Genomic DNA, 20,792 nt, shown 5'->3' with positions numbered 1-20,792 from the left:
GTAGTCCACCTGTACACACACCGGGAAGTAACCGCAGGTCCGGGCTCCGCCAGGGCAAACCGGACCCTCTACCCGGACCGCGGGCGCCCGCCTAGGGTGACTTCATGCGAGCAGGAGCGAACAGCCGGGACGCCGCCGCCGGGCGGCGCACCCGCGTCCACGTGGTCAGCGACGTGCACGGCAACACCGAGGCGCTGGCCCGCGCCGGCGACGGCGCCGACGCCCTGATCTGCCTCGGTGACCTGGTCCTCTTCCTCGACTACGCCGACCACTCGCGCGGCATCTTCCCCGACCTCTTCGGCGCCGAGAACACCGGCCGGCTCGTCGCCCTGCGCACCGCGCGCCGTTTCGACGAGGCCCGCGCCCTCGGCCGCACGCTCTGGGCCGGACTGGACCGCGAGGCCGCGATCACCGGGGCGGTCCGCCGCCAGTACGCCGAGATGTTCGCCGCGCTGCCCACCCCGACGTACGCCACCTACGGCAACGTGGACATGCCGGACCTCTGGTCCGAGTACGCCGCCCCCGGCACCACCGTCCTGGACGGGGAGCGCGTCGAGATCGGCGGCCTCGTCTTCGGCTTCGCCGGCGGCGGCCTGCGCACCCCGATGCGCACCCCGTACGAGATCGGCGACGAGGAGTACGCCGCCAAGATCGAGGCGCTCGGCGAGGTCGACGTGCTGTGCACCCACATCCCGCCCGAGGTCCCCGAACTCGTCTACGACACCGTCGCCCGCCGCTTCGAGCGCGGCAGCCGGGCCCTGCTCGACGCCATCCGCCGCACCCGCCCGCGCTACTCCCTGTTCGGCCACGTCCACCAGCCGCTCGCCCGGCGGATGCGGATCGGCGCCACCGAGTGCGTGAACGTCGGCCACTTCGCCGCCACCGGCCGGCCCTGGGTCCTGGAGTGGTGAACGCCCGCCCCGGGCCCGCCGGGCAGACCCTGGGACGGGCCGCCGGACGCACGCGATAGCCTTCTGGCGGCAGGCACTGCCGACGGACCGGTACACCGCACTGGAGGGCCACAGCGATGGCTGAACACACCAGCTCGAGCATCACGATCGAGGCGGCGCCGGCCGACGTCATGGCTGTGATCGCCGACTTCGACCGCTACCCGGAATGGACCGGCGAGGTCAAGGAGGCCGAGGTCCTCGGCACCGACGACCGCGGCCGCGCCGAGAAGGTCCGGCTCGTCCTGGACGCCGGGGCGATCAAGGACGACCACACCCTCGCCTACACCTGGATCGGCGACTACGAGGTCAGCTGGACCCTGGTCAAGTCCCAGATGCTCCGCGCCATCGACGGCTCCTACGCGCTCGCCCCCCTCGGTGCGGGCGACCGCACCGAGGTCACCTACCGGCTGACCGTGGACGTCAAGATCCCGATGCTCGGCATGATCAAGCGCAAGGCGGAGAAGGTCATCATCGACCGGGCCCTCGCCGGTCTCAAGAAGCGCGTCGAGTCCGTCCCGAAGGGCTGACCGCGTGCGTACGGTCCTGGTCACCGGACCCGGGGGCGCGGGCCGTACCACCGTCGCCGCGGCCACCGCGCTCGCCGCGGCCCGCGACGGCGCCCGCCCCCTGCTGATCACCGCCGACCCGATACCCGGCTTCCCCGGCGCCACCGGCCCCGTCCCGGTCGCCGAGGGCCTCACGGCCGTCCGGATCGACTCCGGCGCCCACTTCCGCGCCGAACTCCTGGCCCTCCAGGAGAAGCTGTCCACCGTCCTCGACCTCCTCGGCGGCAACCCGCTGGACGGCGAGGAGCTGACCGAACTCCCCGGCAGCGCCGAACTCGCCCTGCTCCACACGCTCGGCCGCGCTGCCCACGGCGACTGGGCCCAAAACGGCCACGACCTCCTCGTCGTGGACCTGCCGCCCCTGCGCGAGGCCCTGGCCCTGCTCGCCCTGCCCGCCCAGCTCCGCCGCTACCTGCGCCGGCTGCTGCCCCCCGAACGCCAGGCCGCCCGCGCCCTGCGCCCCATGCTCGCCCAGCTGGCCGGGGTGCCCATGCCCGCCCAGTGGCTGTACGAGGCCGCCGAGCGGCGCGACGCCGAACTGGCCCGCCTCCAGGCGCTGATCGAGGACCGCGCCACCACCCTCCGGCTGGTCGCCGAACCCGGACCGGCCGCCGCCGACGCGCTGCGCACCGCCCGCACGGGCCTTGCCCTGCACGGCCTGCGCACCGACGCGCTGATCGCCAACCGGGTCCTCCCCGGCCACGCCCCGGACCCGTTCTTCGCCGCGCTCGCCGCCCAGCAGGAGAAGGTCCTCGGCCACTGGCGGGACGAGGGCCACGCCCCCGTGCGGCTGGCGCACCTCGGGCGCGACCCGCAGGGCCCCGCCGACCTCCTGGACCTGGCCGGCCGGGACGGCGCGCTCGCCGTGCCCCCCGCGGGACCGGACGGCAGGGCCGCGGACCCCTGGTGGATCGAGGAGTCCCGCGGACCGGACGGCGACGGGACACTCGTCTGGTGCCTGCCGCTGCCCGGCGCCGTCAAGAAGGAACTCCAGCTGGTCCGGCGCGGCGGCGAACTCCTGCTGTCCGCCGGGCCCTTCCACCGCGCCGTCCCCCTGGAGCCCGCGCTGCGCCGCTGCACCGTCTCCGGCGCCGCCCTCACCGACGGGGTGCTGCGGGTCCGCTTCACCCCCGACCCCGCGCTCTGGCCCCGGACGGGCTGAACGCCGTACCACCGTTCGGGTACCGTCGGAGGTACGTCCGGTATGCCGGGCCGCCGGCCACCACGTCGCAGGAGTCCGCCATGAGCGAAGCCACCGACCGCCCCGACGAGGACGCGTGGGCGCAGGCGTGCGCCGAGGACCTCGCCGCCGAGCAGGCCCGCCGCCGCGCCGCCTACGGGCCGCCGCCCGGCTCCGCCGCCGAGGAACTGCGCAAGCTGATGGACGCGGTCGCCGACAAGCTGGGCTCCTTCCAGGCACCGCTCCTCGGGCTCGCCGCGCAGGGCGCCGTCCAGCAGGTCATCCAGCAGGCCAAGGCCGCCGTCGAGCCCGTCATCGAACGCAATCCAGACGTTTTCGATCACCTCGCCGCGGCCGGCGGGGAACTGCTCGCCGCCTACCGCTCAGCGGTCCAGGGCCAGGAAGGCCGCTGGACCCGGGGGGCCGGAGACCCGGCGGGCAGCGAAACGAAGGCGGACGGCCCGTCCGGCCCCCGGGACGAGGGGTCCGGAGCGGGCGAACACATCGACGTGGACTGACCGGCGCCGTCGGGAGGGGGCCCCGGCTCGGGTACGGTTGGCTCAGCGGGGCTCGACCGGAACTGAGGGATTCATGGGACTCACCATCGGCGTCGACATCGGCGGCACGAAGATCGCAGCGGGAGTGGTCGACGAAGAGGGCCAGATCCTCTCGACCTTCAAGGTTCCGACCCCGGCGACCGCCGAAGGCATCGTGGACGCGATCGCGGCGGCGGTCTCCGGAGCCAGCGAGGGTCACGCCATCGAGGCGGTCGGCATCGGCGCGGCCGGATACGTCGACGACAAGCGGGCCACGGTGCTGTTCGCACCCAACATCAACTGGCGCCACGAGCCGCTCAAGGACAAGGTCGAGCAGCGCGTCGGCCTCCCGGTCGTCGTCGAGAACGACGCCAACGCGGCCGCCTGGGGCGAATACCGCTTCGGGGCCGGCCAGGGCCACGACGACGTCATCTGCATCACCCTGGGCACCGGCCTGGGCGGCGGCATCATCATCGGCAACAAGCTGCGCCGCGGACGCTTCGGCGTGGCCGCCGAGTTCGGCCACATCCGGGTCGTCCCCGACGGCCTGCTCTGCGGCTGCGGCAGCCAGGGCTGCTGGGAGCAGTACGCCTCCGGCCGCGCCCTCGTGCGCTACGCGAAGCAGCGCGCCAACGCCACCCCGGAGAACGCCACCATCCTGCTGGCGCTCGGCGACGGCACGGTGGACGGCATCGAGGGCAAGCACATCAGCGAGGCCGCCCGCCAGGGCTGCCCGGTGGCCGTCGACTCCTTCCGCGAGCTGGCCCGCTGGGCCGGCGCCGGACTCGCCGACCTGGCCTCCCTGTTCGACCCCTCCGCCTTCATCGTCGGCGGCGGCGTCTCGGACGAGGGCGAGCTGGTCCTCGGCCCCATCCGCAAGTCGTTCCGCCGCTGGCTGATCGGCGGCGAGTGGCGCCCGCACGCCCAGGTGCTCGCCGCCCAACTCGGCGGCAAGGCCGGGCTCGTGGGCGCGGCGGACCTGGCCCGCCAGGGCTGACCCGCCGGAAGCACCCGACGCCCGTCGCGCCCCCTCGGGGGGGGGGGGCGCCCGCCGTTATCGTGGGCGCATGGCCACGACGACGCCGCTGCCCGCCTCCCGCACCGAGCAGGACGGCACGGCCGTCGTCCGCGTGCTCAGCTACAACATCCGGTCGATGCGCGACGACCGCGCCGCCCTCGCCCGCGTGATCCGCGCCTGCGCCCCCGACCTGGTCCTCGTCCAGGAGGCGCCCCGCTTCTTCCGCTGGCGCAAGTACGCCGCCCGGCTCGCCGCCGCCACCGACCTGGTCGTCCTGTCCGGCGGCGCCACCGCCGCCGGACCGCTGCTGCTGTGCTCGCTGCGCGCCACGGTGGAGCGCACCGAGGACATCCTGCTGCCGCGCACCCCGGGGCTGCACCGCAGGGGCTTCGCCACCGCCGTGGTCCGGTTCGCGGGCGCCCGGCTCGGCGTGCTGAGCTGCCACCTCAGCCTCCAGCGGCAGGAGCGGCTCGCCCAGGCCGAACGGCTGGTGGCGGCCGTGGACGCGCTGGGCACCGAGCACACCGTCATCGCCGGCGACCTCAACGACGTACCCAGCGGACGGGCCTTCCGGCTGCTGGCCGGCCGCTACCAGGACTGCTGGGAGGCCGAGCCGCGGGGCGGCGAGTACACCTTCCCCGCGCACGACCCGCGCCGCCGCGTCGACGCCGTCCTCGCGACCGGCGGCATCGAGGTCCTCGGCTGCGGCGTGCCCACCGGGCTGCCCGGGGTGCGGGAGGCCGACCTGCGGGCCGCGACCGACCACCTGCCGGTGCTGGCCGCGCTCCGGGTGCCGGCCGCGGGCTGACCGGACCGGGTCAGACCACCGCGCCCCGGCCCGGGTCGTCGTCGCCGTCGTCCCCGGGGTTCATCCGGGCCACCAGCGTCACGAAACCGCCCAGGAAACCGCCGACGCACAGCGTCGTCAGCCACCAGGTCATGTCCCAGGACAGCAGCACCGCGAGCAGCATCAGCAGCGGGCCGCCGATCACGCCCAGCCAGCCGAACTTCGTGGTGACGTCCGCGTCCGGCAGCGGCGGCGGCTCCGGCGGCACGAAGTGCCCCTCGTCCTCGCCGCCGCCGGGACCGTCCGGGTCGGCCGGCTGGTAGTCGCGCGGGCCGACGCCCGGCGCGAACACCACGGAACTGCCCAGCGGCCGGTCCGGCTTCTTCGGCGGCTTCTTGTCGAGGCCTTTGTCCGGGGCCGGGCCGGTCAGCGGACCGTCCTCCCGCATGGCCAGGTCCTCGACCGACCGGAAGGGCCGCGCGCCCGGCGGGTCCGGCGGCTCCTCCCCGTACCCCGCGACGATGGCCTGCCAGGCGGCCTCCTCGTCGAGCGGCTTTTCCGGCTCGGCGGCGGCCGGCGCGGCCGGTGCCTCGGGCGCCGCACCCCCACCGCCGTCGTCGTCGGCGACGGCCGCCCCCTCCACGGGGAGCGGCTCGCGCTCCTCCTCGCTGCCCGCGCGCTCCGCGTCGTGCTCAGCCACCGGACGTGCTCCCCTTCTCCGCGTCCTGTCCACTCGGAGTTCGGGCCTGGCCGGAGTCCCCCCGCGGCGTCGCGGTGTCCGCTCCTTCACCCGCGCTGGAACTCCGGACAGGCCCGAAGCGGTCGATGAACGCATGACTCTCGTCGAAGATCCGCTTCGCATCATGGTCCAACGTCGCCACGTGGTAGCTCTGTTCCAGCAGGACCTCGCGGACATCCGACGAGGAGACCCGGGCCAGGATGCGCGCCGAGTCGGCGGGCGGCACCACATGGTCCTGCGGGCTGTGCAGCAGCAGGAGCGGCTGGGTCACCTGCGGCAGTTCGGCGTCCACCAGCCGGAAGAACCTGCGCACCGAGTACGCCGCGTGCAGCGGCACCCGGTCGTACCCCACCTCGACCGCGCCCTCCAGCGCGATGTCGCTGACCAGCCCCTTCGTCGTCGGCACCAGATGGCGGACCACCGGCAGCGCGTGGGCCGCGAGGCCGTGCACCTTGTTGGCCGGGTTGACGAGCACCAGACCGGCGACCGCCTCCCCGTGCTTCGCGGCCAGCCGCAGCGCCAGCGCCCCGCCCATGGACAGCCCGAAGACGAAGACCCGCGTGCAGCGCTCCAGCAGCCCGCGCAGCTCCCGGTCCACCTCCGCGTACCAGTCCTGCCAGCCGGTCACCTGCATGTCCTGCCAGCGTGTGCCGTGCCCCGGCAGCAGCGGCAGCGACACCGTGAGCCCCCGCTCGGCCAGATCGTCGGCCCAGGGACGCAGCGACTGCGGGGAGCCGGTGAATCCGTGACAGAGAAGGACGCCGACCTCTCCGCCCTCGTGGCGGAACGGCTCGGCTCCGGGAAGGACCGGCACCGGGATCTCCTGTTCGTGGGGCTCGCGGGGAGCGTACGGGTGTGCGGAAGGGGGTACGGGAGTGCGCGCGGATTACTTCACCGTACGCGACCGGGCCGACACCGACCAGGGCCGTTACCGGCCGGGGCGCCCGCGTCCCGGCGGGGCCCCGGGCGGCGACCCGTCCGCGCAGGGAGGGAGGGCGCGGGCACACCTCGGGTTAAGGTCTGTCGGACAGCACACAGGAGGCACCCGAGTTGATCTACGGCGCAATGAAGTTCTCCATCGGCGGGTCGCTGAAGCTCGCCTTCAGGCCGTGGGTGGAGGGCCTGGAGAACATCCCCGCGCGGGGGCCCGCGATCCTCGCCAGCAACCACCTGTCGTTCTCGGACTCCTTCTTCCTGCCCGCCGTCCTGGACCGCAAGGTGACCTTCATCGCGAAGGCCGAGTACTTCACCGGGCAGGGCGTCAAGGGCAAGCTCACCGCCGCGTTCTTCAAGGGCGTCGGCCAGCTCCCGGTGGACCGCTCCGGCACGCGCGGCGCGGGCGAGGCGGCGATCCGGGCCGGTATCCAGGTTGTCGAGAGCGGCGGCCTCTTCGGTATCTACCCCGAGGGCACCCGCTCGCCGGACGGCCGGCTCTACCGGGGCAAGCCCGGCGGGCTCGCCCGGGTCGCCCTGGCCACCGGCGCCCCGGTCATCCCCGTCGCCATGATCGACACCGAGAAGATCCAGCCGCCCGGCCAGATCATCCCCAAGCTGATGCGCCCCGGCATCCGGATCGGCAAGCCGCTCGACTTCAGCCGCTACCACGGCATGGACGGCGACCGCTTCATCCTGCGCTCGGTGACCGACGAGGTCATGTACGAGATCATGAAGCTCTCCGGCCAGGAGTACGTCGACATCTACGCGACCGCCGCCAAGCGGCAGATCGCCGACGAGGCCAAGCGGCGTGCCGAGGCCGCGAAGAAGGCGCCGGCGGGCACGGAGACGGACGGCGACGGCGCCTGAGGGCGCGGCGGTCCACGGGGGCGGGGGAGAACAGCATGGTCAAACGCGTACGCGTGGTACGGATGTCGGTGGAGCAGCCGCTGTGGCGCGCCCTGACCGGCTACCGCGTCCTGACGATGGTCTACGCGGTGCTGCTCGCCGTCTTCGCCCGGGACGAGTACGAGCGGCCCTGGATCGCGTTCGGCTTCCTCGCGCTGCTCACCGTCTGGACGCTCGCCACCCTCCCGAAGGTGGCCAGTGCCGCCGCCTGCACCCGGGGCTTCCTCGGAGTCGACCTCGCCCTCGCGATGACCGGCATTCTCATCACGCCGCTCGCCGACCTCCAGGCACAGCAGGTGGACGGCTCCACCCTGCCGTCGATCTGGACCGCGGGCTCCGTGCTGGCCTTCGCGATCAAGGGCGGCTGGCGCTGGGCCGGCTTCGCCTCCAGCCTGGTCGCCGTCGCCAACCTCATCGAACGCGGCGAACCCAGCCGCGACACCCTGCACAACGTGATGCTGGTCTGGGTCGCCTCCATCGCCATCGGCTACGTCGTCGAGGTCGCCCGCGCCAGTGAGCGCACCCTCGCCCGCGCCCTGGAGATCGAGGCCGCCACCCGCGAACGGGAACGGCTGGCCCGCGACATCCACGACAGCGTGCTCCAGGTCCTGGCGATGGTGCAGCGGCGCGGCGCGGCCCTCGGCGGTGAGGCGGCGGAGCTGGGCCGGCTGGCCGGGGAGCAGGAGGTCGCCCTGCGCACCCTGGTCTCCAGCGGCCTGGTGCCCCCCACCCGGGTCTCCGAGGACGCCTCCCAGGGCGCCGTCGTACGGACCGTCGAGGTGGACGACGAGCAGGACGAGGCGGGCGGCGAGACCGATCTGCGGACGCTGCTCACCCCGCACGCCGGTTCGCGGATCAGCTTCGCGGAGCCGGGTGCCCCGGTCCTGCTGCCGTCCGCCGCGGCGGCGGAGCTGGCGGCGGCGGTCGGCGCGGCCCTGGACAATGTCCGGGTGCACGCGGGGGACGGCGCGCAGGCGTGGATCCTGCTGGAGGACTGGCCGGACGAGGTGATCGTGACCGTCCGGGACGACGGCCCCGGCATCCCGGAGGGCCGTCTCGCCCAGGCCGAGGGGGAGGGGCGGCTCGGGGTCGCCCTCTCGATCCGCGGCCGGCTGCGCGACCTCGGCGGCACGGCGGAACTGATCTCGGTGCCCGGCCAGGGCACCGAAGTCGAACTGAAGGTCCCGAAGGTTTCACGGGGGAAGGCGGGTCAGGTCGGATGAGCACGGCACACGAAGAGGGCACCGGGCAGCGGGCGATCAGGGTGATGGTGGTCGACGACCACCCCATGTGGCGCGACGCCGTCGCCCGCGACCTGGCCGAGGCGGGCTTCGACGTGGTGGCGACCGCCGGCGACGGACCGCAGGCCGTCCGCCGCGCCGGCGCCGTCACCCCGGACGTCCTGGTCCTCGACCTCAACCTGCCGGGCATGCCCGGGGTCCAGGTCTGCAAGGAACTCGTGGGCACCCAGCCGGGGCTCCGGGTGCTGGTGCTCTCCGCCAGCGGCGAGCACGCCGACGTCCTGGAGGCCGTCAAGTCCGGAGCCACCGGCTACCTGATGAAGTCGGCGAGCACCCAGGAGCTGACGGACGCCGTCCGCCGCACCGCCGCCGGGGACGCCGTCTTCACCCCGGGCCTGGCCGGACTGGTGCTCGGCGAGTACCGCAGGCTGGCCTCCGAGCCCGCCCCGGCCGCCTCCGACGAGCCGAAGGCCCCGGAGCTGACCGACCGGGAGACCGAGGTGCTGCGGCTGGTGGCCAAGGGGCTCTCGTACAAGCAGATCGCCGAACGGCTCGTCATCTCGCACCGCACCGTGCAGAACCACGTCCAGAACACCCTGGGCAAGCTCCAGCTGCACAACCGGGTGGAGCTGGTGCGGTACGCCATAGAGCGCGGGCTCGACGACGTGTAGGCCCTGAGCGGCGCGGCGGTGCGTCCCGCCGTATATTCACGGTGACCGGCCGCAGACAGCAGGGGAGTCGTCGTGGAGATCCTGGCCTTCGGAGTGCAGTCCGACGAGAAGCCGCTGATCGAGGCGGCCTTCGCCGGGAAGCACGAGGTCCGCTGCCTGGACGTGTTCCTGAACCGGGACACCGCCCCCATCGCCGCCGGCTACGAGGCCGTCTCCACCAGCGTCAACGCCGACCTGGGCGGCGCCGTCCTGCAGACCCTGGCGGCCGGCGGCACCCAGCTGATCGCCCAGCGCTCCACCGGCTTCAACAACATCGACCTGGACGTCGCCGAGCGCCTGGGGCTGCGGGTGGCGCGGGTCTCGTACTACTCGCCGTACTCCGTGGCGGAGTTCGCCTGGACCCTCGCCATGGCGGTCAACCGCCGGGTGATCCGGGCGGCGGGCCGCACCCGCGACTTCGACTTCCGCCTCGACGGGCTCCTCGGCCGCGACATGCACGGCCGCACCGTCGGCGTCATCGGCACCGGAAAGATCGGCGAGGCGTTCACCCGGATCGCCCACGGCTTCGGCATGCGGCTGCTCGGCTGGGACGTCGCCGAGAACCCGGCCTGCACCGAACTGGGCATGCGCTACGTCGACAAGGAGCAGCTGCTCGCCGAGTCCGACGTGATCAGCCTGCACGTCCCGCTGCTGCCGGCCACCCACCACCTCATCGACAAGGACGCCCTCGCCCTGATGAAGGACGACGCGATCCTGGTCAACTCCAGCCGGGGCGGCCTGGTGGACACCTCCGCCCTGGTCGGCGAACTGCGCGCGGGCCGCTTCCTGGGCGTCGGACTCGACGTGTACGAGGCGGAGGCCGGGCTGTTCTTCCTGGACAAGTCCCTGGAGGGCGTGGACGACGACACCCTGGCCCGGCTCGTCACCTTCCCGAACGTCATCGTCACCTCGCACCAGGCGTACTACACCCGGGACGCGGTCGGCCAGATCATCGACGCCACCGTCCGGAACGTGGACGACTACCTGGCCGGCCGCACCGGTGACAACGTCCTGGTGCCCGCCCGCCCCGGAGCCTGACCGGCCGGCCAAACCCCGGGGCCGGGCCGCTCAGCTACGGACCGGCAGCCCCGCGAGGAGGCCGGCCACGATCGCCGAACCGCGCAGCGTCAGCACCGACTCCGGGTGGAACTGCACCGAGGCGAAGCCCGGCCCGCGCAGCGCGTGCAGCTCCCCGCTCACCGTGTCCCGGCTCGCCTCGATCCCGCGCGCGGCCAGCGCGGCCGCCCCCGGGTCGTCGCAGCGCGCGGTGAAGCTGTTGTAGAAGCCGACCGTCTCCGGGCTCCCGAACAGGTCGATCTGGGTCTGCGCGCCCTGGTGCGGCACCGCCTTGCGGACGATCTCCAGGCCCAGCTCCGCCGCGATCAGCTCATGGCCCAGGCACACCCCGAGCAGCCCGTGCCGGTGCTCCCGGACCAGCTCCGCCGCCATCGCGCGCAGCAGCCGCATCTTCGGGTCCGCCGCGTCCCCCGGATCGCCGGGCCCCGGCCCCAGCACCACCGGGCCCACGTGCGCCCGCACCGCCTCGCGCAGCCCCGGCTCGTCGTACCGGCGCACCGTGACGTCGAGCCCGGAGGCCCGCAGCAGGTGCCCGAGCATCGCGGTGAACGTGTCCTCGCCGTCCACCACCAGCGCGTGGCCCACCCGGTCCGCGGGGCGCTCCTGCATCCGCAGCCAGAACGGGGCGAGCCCGTCCCGCCGGGCGTCCAGGGCCGCCCGCACCCGGGGGTCGTCGGCCAGCCGGGGCCGCTCCCGCTCCGCCTCGGGACGGGCCGGGCGCACGCCGAGCGCGGCCAGCACCCCGGCCGCCTTGGCATGCGTCTCGGCCACCTCGCCCGCCGGGTCCGAGTGGCGCACCAGGGTCGCCCCGACCGGGACGCGCAGGGTGCCGTCGGCGTCGATGTCGGCGGTCCGGATCAGGATCGGCGAGTCCAGGGTCTGCGTCCCGTCCGGCTCCCGGCGCAGCAGGGCCAGCGCGCCCGCGTAGTAGCCGCGCCCGCCGGACTCGTACCGCTCGATGACCCGGCAGGCGTTCTGCACGGGGGAGCCGGTGACGGTCGCCGCGAACATCGTCTCCCGCAGCACCTCCCGCACGTCCAGCGAGGAGCGTCCGCGCAACTCGTACTCCGTGTGGGCCAGATGGGCCATCTCCTTGAGACGCGGGCCGATCACCACCCCGCCCATGTCGCCGACCGTGCACATCATCTTCAGTTCCTCGTCGACCACCATGGACAGCTCCTCGGTCTCCTTGCGGTCGCCCAGGAAGGCGAGCAGGCTCTCCGGGGTCGGCCCCTCGGCCGGGTAGCGGTAGGTGCCGCTGATCGGGTTCATCACGACGGTGCCGCCCGACATGCGCACATGCACCTCCGGGCTGGCCCCGACGAGCGTCCGCCCGCCCGTCTCCCGCTGCCCCGACGGGGAGGGGCTGTCCCCCAGGTGCACGACGAACGTCCAGTACGCCCCCCGCTCACCGGCCAGCAGCCGCCGGAACAGGGCCAGCGCGTCCGCCCGGCCGAACCCCTCGATCCGCCCCCGGAACGTCCGCCGGATGACGAAGTTCGCCCCCTCGCCCCGGCCGATCTCGTCCTCGACGACCTGCCGCACCGTTGCGGCGTACTCCTCGTCGGCGACGTCGAACGCCCCGTCCGAGACCCGGACTTCGTGGCGGGGCAGCCGCTCCAGCGCCTCGTCCAGGGTCATCGTGTACGACTCGTCGGCGACCAGGACCGACAGCGGCGTCCCGTCGTCGCGGACGTCGAAGCCGCGCTCCGCGATCTGCCGGAACGGCACCAGGGCCAGCGAGGGCCGTTCGCCGACCGGGAGTTCGGCGAGCCGGTCCACCTCGCGCACCTGGCCGATCAGCACCTCCACGGTGTCGTGGTCGTGGCCGGGGGTGCGCCGGCGGAGCAGGGCGAACGGCGGGCAGTCGTCGCGCAGAAGTCTGTCGATGCCGGTGATGCTCATGGGGTGTGGTTCCTTCCCTGGGGATCTGCTGGGAGGAACGGCCCGCGGACACGGAAAAGGCCGCCCCTCGGGCGGCCTGTGCGTCGGTGTGCGTACGCGCGATCAGTGGGCCGCCGGATGAGCGGTCCACCACCAGTTACGGGTCGAGTGCGCGAACATGCCCCGTACCTTAACCCACGCCGGACGGCGCGGGGCCCCCTTCCCGCCCGGAAGGACGGAAAGGGGGCCCCGCGGACCGTGTGCCGGCCGGTCAGAACAGGATGTCGTAGATCTGCCAGCCGTCCCCGACCTGCGACCGCTTCGCGAACGGAACGCTCACGTCGCCGGTGGAGTGGTAGAACCAGAAATCCCCGTTGCCGTCCACGCCGACCAGGTCGCCCCGGCCGTCACGGTCCAGGTCGCTCGGGCCGAGCATCAGCTTGTACGTGCCCCAGCCCGAACCGATCTTGACGCGCTTGTCGTACGGCTTGGTGGCCGAGCCGGTGCCCGTGTAGATCCACAGCACCCCGGACTTGTCGCGGGCCACGAAGTCCGCCTTGCCGTCGCCGTTGAGGTCGCCGGTGGAGACGAGCGCGTTGTAGATGTTCCAGCCGTACCCGATCTTGGCCTTGGGCTCGAAGGGCCGCGCCGGGTCGCCGGTGCCCTTGTAGAAGTAGAGGTCGCCGGAGCTGTTCAGCGCGAGCAGGTCGGGCTTGCCGTCGCTGTCCAGGTCGCGCATGCCGGTGAGGCTGGTGTACTGGTTCCAGCCGCTGCCGATGCGGAGCCGGCCCTGGTACGGCTTGTCCGGGTTGCCGCTGCCCCGGTAGTACCAGAGCACGCCGTCCTTGTCGCGGGCCACGAAGTCGCCCGTGCCGTCCGCGCGCAGCGCCGTCATGGCGGTGATCGCCGTGTAACCGCCCCAGCCGTAGCCCACCTGGTAGCGGCGGAAGTACGGCGAGGAGGCGCTGCCGGTGCCCTGGTACTGCCAGATGCGGCCGGCGCTGTCCCGGCCGATCATGTTGTACCGGTCGGTGGCGGAGACCGGGGCGACGCTGGTGGAGGTCTGGACGTCGCTCGCCTTCACCCACGCCAGCCGGTGGTTGTAGCGGATCGGCAGGTAGGTGGTCTCACCGATGACGTCCGTCTGGGCGGAGCCGAACCAGTCGTCGCCCTTCACCTCGGCGCCCGCCTGCGCGTACGACTGGCCCGCGGGCAGCGTGTACTTCGTCAGGTAGTCCGGGTTGTCGGTGGGGGCCTCCAGGCCCGCCGCCTCGTAGGCCGCGGTCTCCGGGTAGGAGCGCCCGTAGATCCGGACGGTCACCCCGGCCTTGGCCTTCACCACGCGCGGAGCCGCGTCCAGCGGCTCGGTGTACTGGCCGCCGGGGTTGTAGAACCAGGCCTTCTTGCCCGCGTACCAGATCGCCGTCCAGTTGGTCCGCGCCTCGGCCACGACGTACGTGCCGCCGGCGCGGACCTTGTTGCCCCAGTTGGAGCCCTCGCTCCACAGGGACGTGAAGTAGGGGTCGCTCAGCGTGGTGGCGCTGGTGGACGGCGAGGTGTAGAGGTAGCCGAAGTTCGCCGGCCGGGCGGCGACCGCCTTGGTGCCGTACGTCAGCTTCGGCTGGTTGGCCGTGGTGAACGGCGGCACCACGCGCACCAGCTGGCCGGTCTTGACCGGACCGCCGGCGCCCTCGGCGCCCGTCGGGGCCCCGAGCAGGCCCATGTAGTGGTTCCAGTCCCAGAACGGGCCCGCGTCCCAGTGCGTCCCGGAGATGTTCCGGTCCAGCTGCACCGGCACCTCGTCGTGGCCGATGATGTGCTTACGGTCGAGCGGGATGCCGTACTTCTCCGCCAGGAACTTCACCAGCGCCGCGGAGGACTCGTACTGCGGCTCCGTGTACCACTTGCCGTCGCGGATGGCGTAGCCCTCGTGCTCCACCCCGATGGTGTGCATGTTCAGGGTCCAGTTGCCCGCGTGCCACGCCAGGTCCTTGTTCTCGACCATCTGGGTGACCAGTCCGTCCGAGGCGCGGACCAGGTAGTGGGCGCTGGCGGCCGTGTCCGGGTTGGTGAGCGTGGCGAGCGAGCTGGCGTAGTCGCCCTCGGTGTCGTGGATCACGATCCGGCGGATGTCGACGCCCTTGTCGGGCCGCACCGCGGGGGTGTAGCCGCGCTTGCCGGTGCTCGACGTCCTGGCCGGGACGAAGTCGCAGTTCAGGCCGGACGGGCACTCCGGGGTGGGCGTCGCGGTGGTGCTCGCGAAGCTCGCGGCGAGCGGCACCTTGGCCGGCCTGACCGGCCGGACGGAGGGCTCGGGCTTCAGCGCGACCTGCTGGCCGTCCTGGGTGAGAGCGCTCTCGCCGGTGCGGATCGTCTCGAAGACGCGCTTCGCGAAGAGGTCGGCGCCCTTGCGGTCCGGCGACTGGCTGTAGCGCGCCACCGCCGGGTACCACTGGGAGGCGTCGTCCGACAGCGAGCCCTTGGCCTCGCGCTGGTACGCGGCGAGCAGGGCCGCGCCGGCGCGGATGCTGTCCCCGGTGTCCTCGCGGACCGATTCGGCGTCCGCGTCGATCAGCTCGGCGGCCTCCTCCAGCGTGTGCAGCCGGGGGTCGGACGTGTCCACCGTCTTCTTGGGGATCGCGCGCAGCGCCTTGGCGCGGTCGAAGGTCTTCTCGATCTCCGGCCGGCCGCTCATGTTCATGTGCGCCAGACGTTCCTTGTCGTCCGGCTGCTCCACGTCCCCGGGCGACACACTGGTCAGCCCCATCACGTTGTACGCGCCGCTGGTGCTGGGTGCCCCGTCGTGGCTCTCCCACCGGGTCTGCCGGAAGGAGACCGCCATCAGGACGCTCTTCGGCACGTCGAACTCGCGAGCCGCTTCCTCGAACTGGGACTGCAGCACCGCCGACGGCGACGCGGGCTTCGCGTCCGCGCCGTCCGTGCCCTGCGCGGCCACGGCCAGGGTGCCGATCGTCGCGGTCGCGACCACGGCTGCGCCGGCGCCGATGAGCAGCCGTCTCTTCTTGAGGTCCCTACGGTGATTCCGCTTCAAGTCCCCACCCTCGTTGTCCACTTGTTCAACGCTGAAAGGCGTGAGGCTAGCAGGCCGTGCCGACGCCCCCGGCACCACCCGTTCCCGAGACCTCCGTCTCAGTCACTGAGCAACCGGCAAAGGAGCGGGCCCGACCCCGTAATGTGGGGCCCGTGACCGTGAACGCCAATACCTCCGTCGCCGGTGGCAACACCTGGCGAGACCTTCCCGCGGCGCAGCAGCCCGAGTACCCCGACTCCGAGGCCCTGCGCGATGTCGTCGCGGACCTCGCGTCGTATCCCCCGCTCGTTTTCGCGGGCGAGTGCGACCAGCTGCGTGCCCGTATGGGAGCCGTCGCCAAGGGCGAGGCGTTCCTGTTGCAGGGCGGCGACTGCGCCGAGGCCTTCGACGCCGTGTCCGCCGACCACATCCGGGCCAAGCTGAAGACGCTCCTCCAGATGAGCGCCGTCCTCACCTACGCGGCCTCGGTGCCTGTCGTGAAGGTCGGCCGCATCGCCGGGCAGTACTCCAAGCCGCGCTCCAAGCCGACCGAGACCCGCGACGGCGTGACCCTGCCGACCTACCGCGGCGACTCCGTCAACGGCTTCGCCTTCACCGAGGAGGACCGGGTTCCGGACCCGGACCGCCTCAAGCGGATGTACCACGCCTCCGCCTCCACGCTGAACCTCGTGCGCGCCTTCACCACCGGCGGTTACGCCGACCTGCGCCAGGTGCACGCCTGGAACCAGGACTTCGTGCGCTCGTCCCCGTCCGGCCAGCGCTACGAGGCCCTGGCCCGCGAGATCGACAACGCGCTGAACTTCATGAAGGCGTGCGGCACCGACCCGGCGGAGTTCAAGGCCGTCGAGTTCTACGCCTCCCACGAGGCCCTGCTCCTGGACTACGAGTCGGCGCTGACCCGCACCGACTCGCGCACCGGGCAGCTGTACGACACCTCGGGCCACATGGTGTGGATCGGTGAGCGCACCCGCCAGATGGACGGCGCGCACATCGAGTTCGCGTCGAAGATCCGCAACCCGATCGGCATCAAGCTCGGCCCGACGACCACGGTGGACGAGGCGCTGGGCTACATCGAGCGCCTCGACCCGGAGCGCGAGCCCGGCCGGCTGACCTTCATCGTCCGGATGGGCGCCGACAAGGTCCGCGACAAGCTGCCCGAGCTGGTCGAGAAGGTCACCGCCTCCGGCGCCACCGTGGCCTGGGTGACCGACCCGATGCACGGCAACACCTTCGAGGCGGCCTCCGGCCACAAGACGCGCCGCTTCGACGACGTGCTCGACGAGGTCAAGGGCTTCTTCGAGGTGCACAAGGCGCTGGGCACGCACCCCGGCGGCATCCATGTCGAGCTGACCGGCGACGACGTCACCGAGTGCGTCGGCGGCGGCCACGAGATCTTCGTGGACGACCTCCACCAGCGCTACGAGACGGCCTGCGACCCCCGGCTCAACCGCAGCCAGTCGCTGGACCTGGCCTTCCTCGTCGCCGAGATGTACCGCGACCAGTAAGGTCACGGCGCGCACCTCCCGTACCACGGTGGGGCACGGATCGATGTGATCCGTGCCCCACCGGGCGTTTCCGGGCTTTCACCGCCCCCCGGTGACGGGTAAGGTTAGGTTTGCCTCACCGATCTTCGGGGCGGCGCTCACGATCCGTCCCGCCGGGAGGTGAACCGCATGTACGTCTGCTCGTGCTTCGGCGTGACCGAACAGCAGGTCAAGGACCATGCGGCAGCCGGGGCCTGTACGCCCCGCCAGATCGCCTCGGCCTGCAAGGCGGGGACGGACTGCGGCGGCTGTGTCCGCACCATCCAGGCGATGCTCGGCCGCGGTGCCTGCCCGCGCCGCGATCCGCTCGACCGCGAGCAGCCGCCCGCCACCGCCCCGGCGCCGGCCGTGCGACTCCCCGAAGCCGCCTGAGCGGGTTCCGTCAGCTGTCCGGCTGCTCGATGAGCTGGGCGATGTACAGCGGCTCCCCGAGCTTCTCGACCAGGTCCAGCTGGGTGTCGAGGTAGTCGATGTGGTGCTCCTCGTCGGCGAGGATCGACTCGAAGATGTTCGCCGAGGTGATGTCGCCCTTGTTCCGCATCAGCTCGATGCCGCGCTTGAGGCGGTCGATCGCCTCCACCTCGACCTGCCGGTCGGCCTGGAACATCTCGGTGACCGTCTGGCCCACCCGTACGTGGAACAGCCGCTGGTAGTTCGGCAGACCTTCGAGGAAGAGAATGCGGTCGGTCAGGATCTCCGCGTGCTTCATCTCGTCGAAGGACTCGGCGCGCGTGTATTTCGCGAGCTTGGTCCAGCCGAAGTTGTCCTGCATCTTGGCGTGCAGGAAGTACTGGTTGATGGCCGTCAATTCGGCGGTCAGCTGTTCATTCAGGAACTCGATGACCTCGGGGTCGCCCTGCATCGCAAAGGCTCCTTCCAACCGGTGAACTGGGCACGATGGCGGCATCCTCGCATCGCACTCGGTGACCGTCCAGTAAGTACATGCTTAGTAGGAGTTGCCCGAATCGCCTCCGCCCTGGTCACGACCACCCCGGCCTGTCTGTCACCATGGAGTCATGGGTCAGCCGGAAAGCCGGGAACACCGGGCGTCAGAGCAGTCCGAGCTTCCGCCGGGCCAGCGGCTGCAGCGCGGCTGGCCGGTCACCCACTACGGGCCGGTCCCCAAGTTCAAACCGGAGCGCTGGGAATTCCGTGTCTTCGGCGCGACCGCCGACGGCGAGAAGCACTGCTGGAACCACGAACAATTCTCGGCGCTGCCGTTCTCCTCGGTCGTCGCCGATCTGCACTGCGTCACCAAATTCAGCATGCTCGGCGCCGAGTGGGGCGGTGTGCTCGCCCGTGATGTCGTGGCGCTCGCCCCGCCCGGCCCCCAGGTCACCCATGTGATGGTCTGGGCCGAATACGGATTCAGCTCGAACCTGCGGCTCGACGACTTCCTCTCCGACCGGACCCTGTTCGCCACCCACAAGGGCGGCGAACTGCTCACCGCCGAACACGGCTTCCCGCTCCGCCTCGTCGTCCCCCACCTGTACGCGTGGAAGGGCCCCAAGTGGGTCCGGGGCATCGAGTACATGACCGCCGACCGCCGGGGCTTCTGGGAGGAGCGCGGCTACCACAACATCGGCGACCCCTGGCGCGAGCAGCGCTACTCCTACCAGGAGGAACCGGGCGACGGCCCCGAACTCTGACCGCCGCCACGGGCCCGCCCCGCCGGATCAGCCCTCGTCGGACCGGCCCCCGCCGGATCAGCCCTCGTCGCGCAGGGCCTGGAGCCGGGCCACGTCCGCCGCATGGCCCTCCTTGCCGCCCGGCGTCTCGATGACCAGCGGCACGCCCCGCGTCGCGGGGTGCGCGAACAGCTCGCGGAACGGCTCCGCCCCGATGTGACCCGCGCCGATGTTCTCGTGCCGGTCCTTGTGCGCGCCGGAGACGTCCTTGGAGTCGTTGGCGTGGACGAGCTTCAGCCGGCCCTCGCCGACCGTCTCCACCAGCAGGTCGAGCGTCTCCTTCATGCCGCCGGGGCCGGCGAGGTCGTGTCCGGCCGCGAAGATGTGGCAGGTGTCCAGGCAGACCCCGAGCTTCGGATGGGCGTCCAGCGCCTCGAAGTACGGCCCGAAGTCCCAGGTCCGCGAGCAGAGCGAGGAGCCCTGGCCCGCCGTGGACTCCAGCAGCAGGTACGGGTCGTCGTCGTGCGTCAGCTCGTCCAGCAGCGGCCGCATGTACGTCCGCACCTGGGCCAGCGCCTCCTCGCGGGGCCGCCCGCCGGTCGCCGAACCGGTGTGCACGACGACGCCCAGGGCCCCGATCGCGCGCGCCCGGCGCAGCGAGTGGCGCAGCGACTCCACGGACCGCTCCACCGTCGCCGGGGTGTGGGAGCCGAAGTTGATCAGGTACGGGGCGTGCACATAGGCCGGGATCGACGCGGCGGCGCACTGCGCGCGGAACAGCTCGTCCTGCGCCGGGCTGCCGGCCGGGGTCGCCCAGCCGCGCGGGTTGGCGACGAAGACCTGGACGGCCTCGGCGCCCATCTCGCGGGCGTAGGCGAGGCCGACCTTGGCGAGGCCGCCGGCCACCGGGACGTGACCGCCGACGGGGTTGCGCATACGGATCTCTACAGTCCCTTGGTCTTGATGGTGATGGTGCTGCCCTCGGGGGCCTGGTCGCCGCCGTCCACGGACTGGCTCGCGACCTTGTCGCTGAAGGACAGGAAGCCGCGGTCCACCTCGACCTCGAAGCCCGCCGCCTCCAGCTCCTCGCGCGCCTCGTCCACGCTGTCGCCGACGACGTCCGGCACGTCGACCATGCGGGGCCCGGAGGACACGGTCAGGGTGATGGTGTCGCCCTCGGCCGCCTCGGTGCCCTCGCCCGGCGACTGGTGCGCGATGTCGCCCGCCTCCTCGGGGGAGTGCACCCGGCCGGGCTTCACCTTCGCCTTGAGCCCCTCGTCGGCCAGCGCCTCGGTGGCGTCCTCGACGGAGAGCCCGGTGACGTCGGGGACGTCGACGGGGCTGCCCTTGGAGACGACGATCGCGACCGCCGAGTCCGCGTGGCGCTCGGTGCCCGCCGCGGGCTTCGTCCGCACCACCTCGCCGGCCGCCACCTCGTCGCTGAACTCCTTGGTGACCATGCCGGGGAGCAGGCCCGCCTTCTCCAGCCGCCGCTTGGCGTCGGCCAGCGGGACGCCCGCGACCTCGGGCACCTCGACGATCTCCGGCCCGCGCGAGACGACCAGTGTGACCCCGGCGTTGTGCCTGATCCGGGCGCCGGACTTGGGGTCGCTGCTGATCACCGTGCCGCGGGCGGCGGTGTCGCTGAAGGCGCGCTCGACGCCCTTCAGCTCAAGGCCGGCGTCCGAGAGCCGCTTCCCGGCCGCCTTCTCGGTCTGGCCCAGCAGCGAGGGGACCTTGGTGAACTGCCCGGAGTTGATGTACCAGACCCCGCCGCCGACGCCCAGGACCAGCAGCACCGCCAGGACCGCCGCGATCAGCCCGCGCCGGGGCCCGCCGCGCCGGGGCGGCGACGGCTGCCCCGGGGGCGGCAGTTCCAGCCGGTCGGTGTGGTGGGCGGTGCCCAGGTCCCGGGGGAGCACGCGCGGGATCACCGTCGTCCGGGCGTCGGTGCGCTCCACGTCGTCGCCGTCCGGCTCCCGGGCCTCCTCCAGGGCGCGCGGCGGTACGGCGTCGAGCTGCTCGTCCGTGAGGGCGG

Annotated in this window: 21 protein-coding genes; 13 read left to right on the top strand and 8 right to left on the bottom strand. The window is 72.6% G+C overall.

Features of this window, described 5'->3' with window-relative positions:
* The first annotated feature begins 104 nt into the window (after nucleotides 1-104).
* The 6 genes from MHW47_RS12335 (at nucleotide 105) to MHW47_RS12310 (ending at nucleotide 5,058) form a co-directional block, all read left to right on the top strand.
* Nucleotides 105-911 (top strand): metallophosphoesterase, encoded by an 807-nt coding sequence (locus MHW47_RS12335; protein ID WP_239222874.1) that lies wholly within the window; start codon nucleotides 105-107, stop codon nucleotides 909-911.
* Nucleotides 912-1,027: 116 nt separating this feature from the next.
* Complete coding sequence (locus tag MHW47_RS12330) at nucleotides 1,028-1,477, top strand: SRPBCC family protein (RefSeq protein ID WP_239222872.1); 450 nt, start codon at nucleotides 1,028-1,030, stop codon at nucleotides 1,475-1,477.
* Nucleotides 1,478-1,481: 4 nt separating this feature from the next.
* Nucleotides 1,482-2,678: an ArsA family ATPase gene (locus tag MHW47_RS12325; protein WP_239222871.1), complete on the top strand. Its 1,197-nt coding sequence runs from the start codon at nucleotides 1,482-1,484 to the stop codon at nucleotides 2,676-2,678.
* An 80-nt stretch (nucleotides 2,679-2,758) separates the two neighbouring features.
* Complete coding sequence (locus MHW47_RS12320) at nucleotides 2,759-3,214, top strand: DUF5304 domain-containing protein (RefSeq protein ID WP_239222870.1); 456 nt, start codon at nucleotides 2,759-2,761, stop codon at nucleotides 3,212-3,214.
* A gap of 73 nt (nucleotides 3,215-3,287) precedes the next feature.
* The gene (locus MHW47_RS12315) at nucleotides 3,288-4,229 is read left to right on the top strand and encodes an ROK family glucokinase (protein ID WP_239222869.1); all 942 of its coding nucleotides are present in this window, start codon (nucleotides 3,288-3,290) and stop codon (nucleotides 4,227-4,229) included.
* Nucleotides 4,230-4,299: 70 nt separating this feature from the next.
* Nucleotides 4,300-5,058: an endonuclease/exonuclease/phosphatase family protein gene (locus MHW47_RS12310; protein ID WP_239222868.1), complete on the top strand. Its 759-nt coding sequence runs from the start codon at nucleotides 4,300-4,302 to the stop codon at nucleotides 5,056-5,058.
* Nucleotides 5,059-5,068: 10 nt separating this feature from the next.
* On the opposite strand, the gene MHW47_RS12305 is transcribed toward MHW47_RS12310, so the two are convergent.
* Together MHW47_RS12305 and MHW47_RS12300 are read right to left on the bottom strand one after the other, a co-directional pair.
* Entirely contained in the window at nucleotides 5,069-5,737 is a 669-nt protein-coding gene (locus tag MHW47_RS12305) for a hypothetical protein (RefSeq protein ID WP_239222867.1), read from the bottom strand.
* Complete coding sequence (locus tag MHW47_RS12300; protein WP_239222866.1) at nucleotides 5,730-6,590, bottom strand: carboxylesterase; 861 nt, start codon at nucleotides 6,588-6,590, stop codon at nucleotides 5,730-5,732. The genes MHW47_RS12305 and MHW47_RS12300 overlap by 8 nt, the downstream gene beginning before the upstream one ends.
* A 236-nt stretch (nucleotides 6,591-6,826) precedes the next feature.
* On the opposite strand from MHW47_RS12300, the gene MHW47_RS12295 reads away from it, so the two are divergent.
* From MHW47_RS12295 to MHW47_RS12280, 4 genes are all read left to right on the top strand, one after another.
* Nucleotides 6,827-7,579, top strand: coding sequence for a lysophospholipid acyltransferase family protein (locus MHW47_RS12295; RefSeq protein ID WP_374230083.1), 753 nt, complete (start codon nucleotides 6,827-6,829; stop codon nucleotides 7,577-7,579).
* 35 nt (nucleotides 7,580-7,614) lie between these two features.
* On the top strand, nucleotides 7,615-8,841 hold the full coding sequence (macS, locus tag MHW47_RS12290) for a MacS family sensor histidine kinase (protein ID WP_239222865.1): 1,227 nt from the start codon (nucleotides 7,615-7,617) through the stop codon (nucleotides 8,839-8,841).
* Complete coding sequence (locus tag MHW47_RS12285; protein WP_239222864.1) at nucleotides 8,838-9,530, top strand: response regulator transcription factor; 693 nt, start codon at nucleotides 8,838-8,840, stop codon at nucleotides 9,528-9,530. Before macS ends, MHW47_RS12285 begins: the two co-directional genes overlap by 4 nt.
* Nucleotides 9,531-9,602: 72 nt before the next feature.
* A complete protein-coding gene (locus MHW47_RS12280; protein ID WP_239222862.1) occupies nucleotides 9,603-10,607 on the top strand; it encodes a 2-hydroxyacid dehydrogenase in 1,005 nt (334 codons plus the stop codon).
* Nucleotides 10,608-10,637: 30 nt separating this feature from the next.
* Here the strand turns inward: MHW47_RS12280 and MHW47_RS12275 are convergent, their stop codons facing one another.
* The 3 genes from MHW47_RS12275 to MHW47_RS12270 form a co-directional block, all read right to left on the bottom strand.
* A complete protein-coding gene (locus tag MHW47_RS12275; protein ID WP_239222860.1) occupies nucleotides 10,638-12,551 on the bottom strand; it encodes an anthranilate synthase family protein in 1,914 nt (637 codons plus the stop codon).
* Between the two features lie 102 nt (nucleotides 12,552-12,653).
* Nucleotides 12,654-12,710, bottom strand: a complete 57-nt coding sequence (locus tag MHW47_RS36105) for a trp operon leader peptide (RefSeq protein WP_073735655.1) — start codon at nucleotides 12,708-12,710, stop codon at nucleotides 12,654-12,656.
* A 91-nt stretch (nucleotides 12,711-12,801) separates the two neighbouring features.
* Nucleotides 12,802-15,582, bottom strand: a complete 2,781-nt coding sequence (locus MHW47_RS12270) for an N-acetylmuramoyl-L-alanine amidase (protein ID WP_239222858.1) — start codon at nucleotides 15,580-15,582, stop codon at nucleotides 12,802-12,804.
* A 158-nt stretch (nucleotides 15,583-15,740) separates the two neighbouring features.
* On the opposite strand from MHW47_RS12270, the gene MHW47_RS12265 reads away from it, so the two are divergent.
* Nucleotides 15,741-17,087 (top strand): class II 3-deoxy-7-phosphoheptulonate synthase, encoded by a 1,347-nt coding sequence (locus MHW47_RS12265; protein WP_239222856.1) that lies wholly within the window; start codon nucleotides 15,741-15,743, stop codon nucleotides 17,085-17,087.
* A 168-nt stretch (nucleotides 17,088-17,255) separates the two neighbouring features.
* Nucleotides 17,256-17,498: a bacterioferritin-associated ferredoxin gene (locus tag MHW47_RS12260; RefSeq protein WP_239222854.1), complete on the top strand. Its 243-nt coding sequence runs from the start codon at nucleotides 17,256-17,258 to the stop codon at nucleotides 17,496-17,498.
* A gap of 10 nt (nucleotides 17,499-17,508) precedes the next feature.
* Here MHW47_RS12260 and bfr read toward each other — a convergent pair whose 3' ends face one another.
* Nucleotides 17,509-17,988 carry a bacterioferritin gene (gene bfr / locus MHW47_RS12255; RefSeq protein ID WP_239222852.1) on the bottom strand — a complete coding sequence of 160 codons (480 nt, stop codon included), beginning with the start codon at nucleotides 17,986-17,988 and terminating at the stop codon, nucleotides 17,509-17,511.
* Nucleotides 17,989-18,142: 154 nt separating this feature from the next.
* Here bfr and MHW47_RS12250 point away from each other — a divergent pair, with 154 nt between their 5' ends.
* A complete protein-coding gene (locus tag MHW47_RS12250) occupies nucleotides 18,143-18,775 on the top strand; it encodes a sulfite oxidase-like oxidoreductase (protein WP_239222850.1) in 633 nt (210 codons plus the stop codon).
* Nucleotides 18,776-18,832: 57 nt separating this feature from the next.
* Here MHW47_RS12250 and MHW47_RS12245 read toward each other — a convergent pair whose 3' ends face one another.
* Together MHW47_RS12245 and MHW47_RS12240 are read right to left on the bottom strand one after the other, a co-directional pair.
* On the bottom strand, nucleotides 18,833-19,690 hold the full coding sequence (locus tag MHW47_RS12245; protein WP_239222848.1) for a deoxyribonuclease IV: 858 nt from the start codon (nucleotides 19,688-19,690) through the stop codon (nucleotides 18,833-18,835).
* Nucleotides 19,691-19,698: 8 nt separating this feature from the next.
* The coding region (locus MHW47_RS12240; RefSeq protein ID WP_239222846.1) for a Stk1 family PASTA domain-containing Ser/Thr kinase at nucleotides 19,699-20,792 on the bottom strand (1,094 nt) is incomplete at its 5' end.

The organism is Streptomyces sp. OfavH-34-F, assembly GCF_022347745.1.
GTDB lineage: Bacteria > Actinomycetota > Actinomycetes > Streptomycetales > Streptomycetaceae > Streptomyces.
Note: the sequence above shows the minus strand (reverse complement) of the source record. Positions and strands in the feature narration are given on the sequence as shown.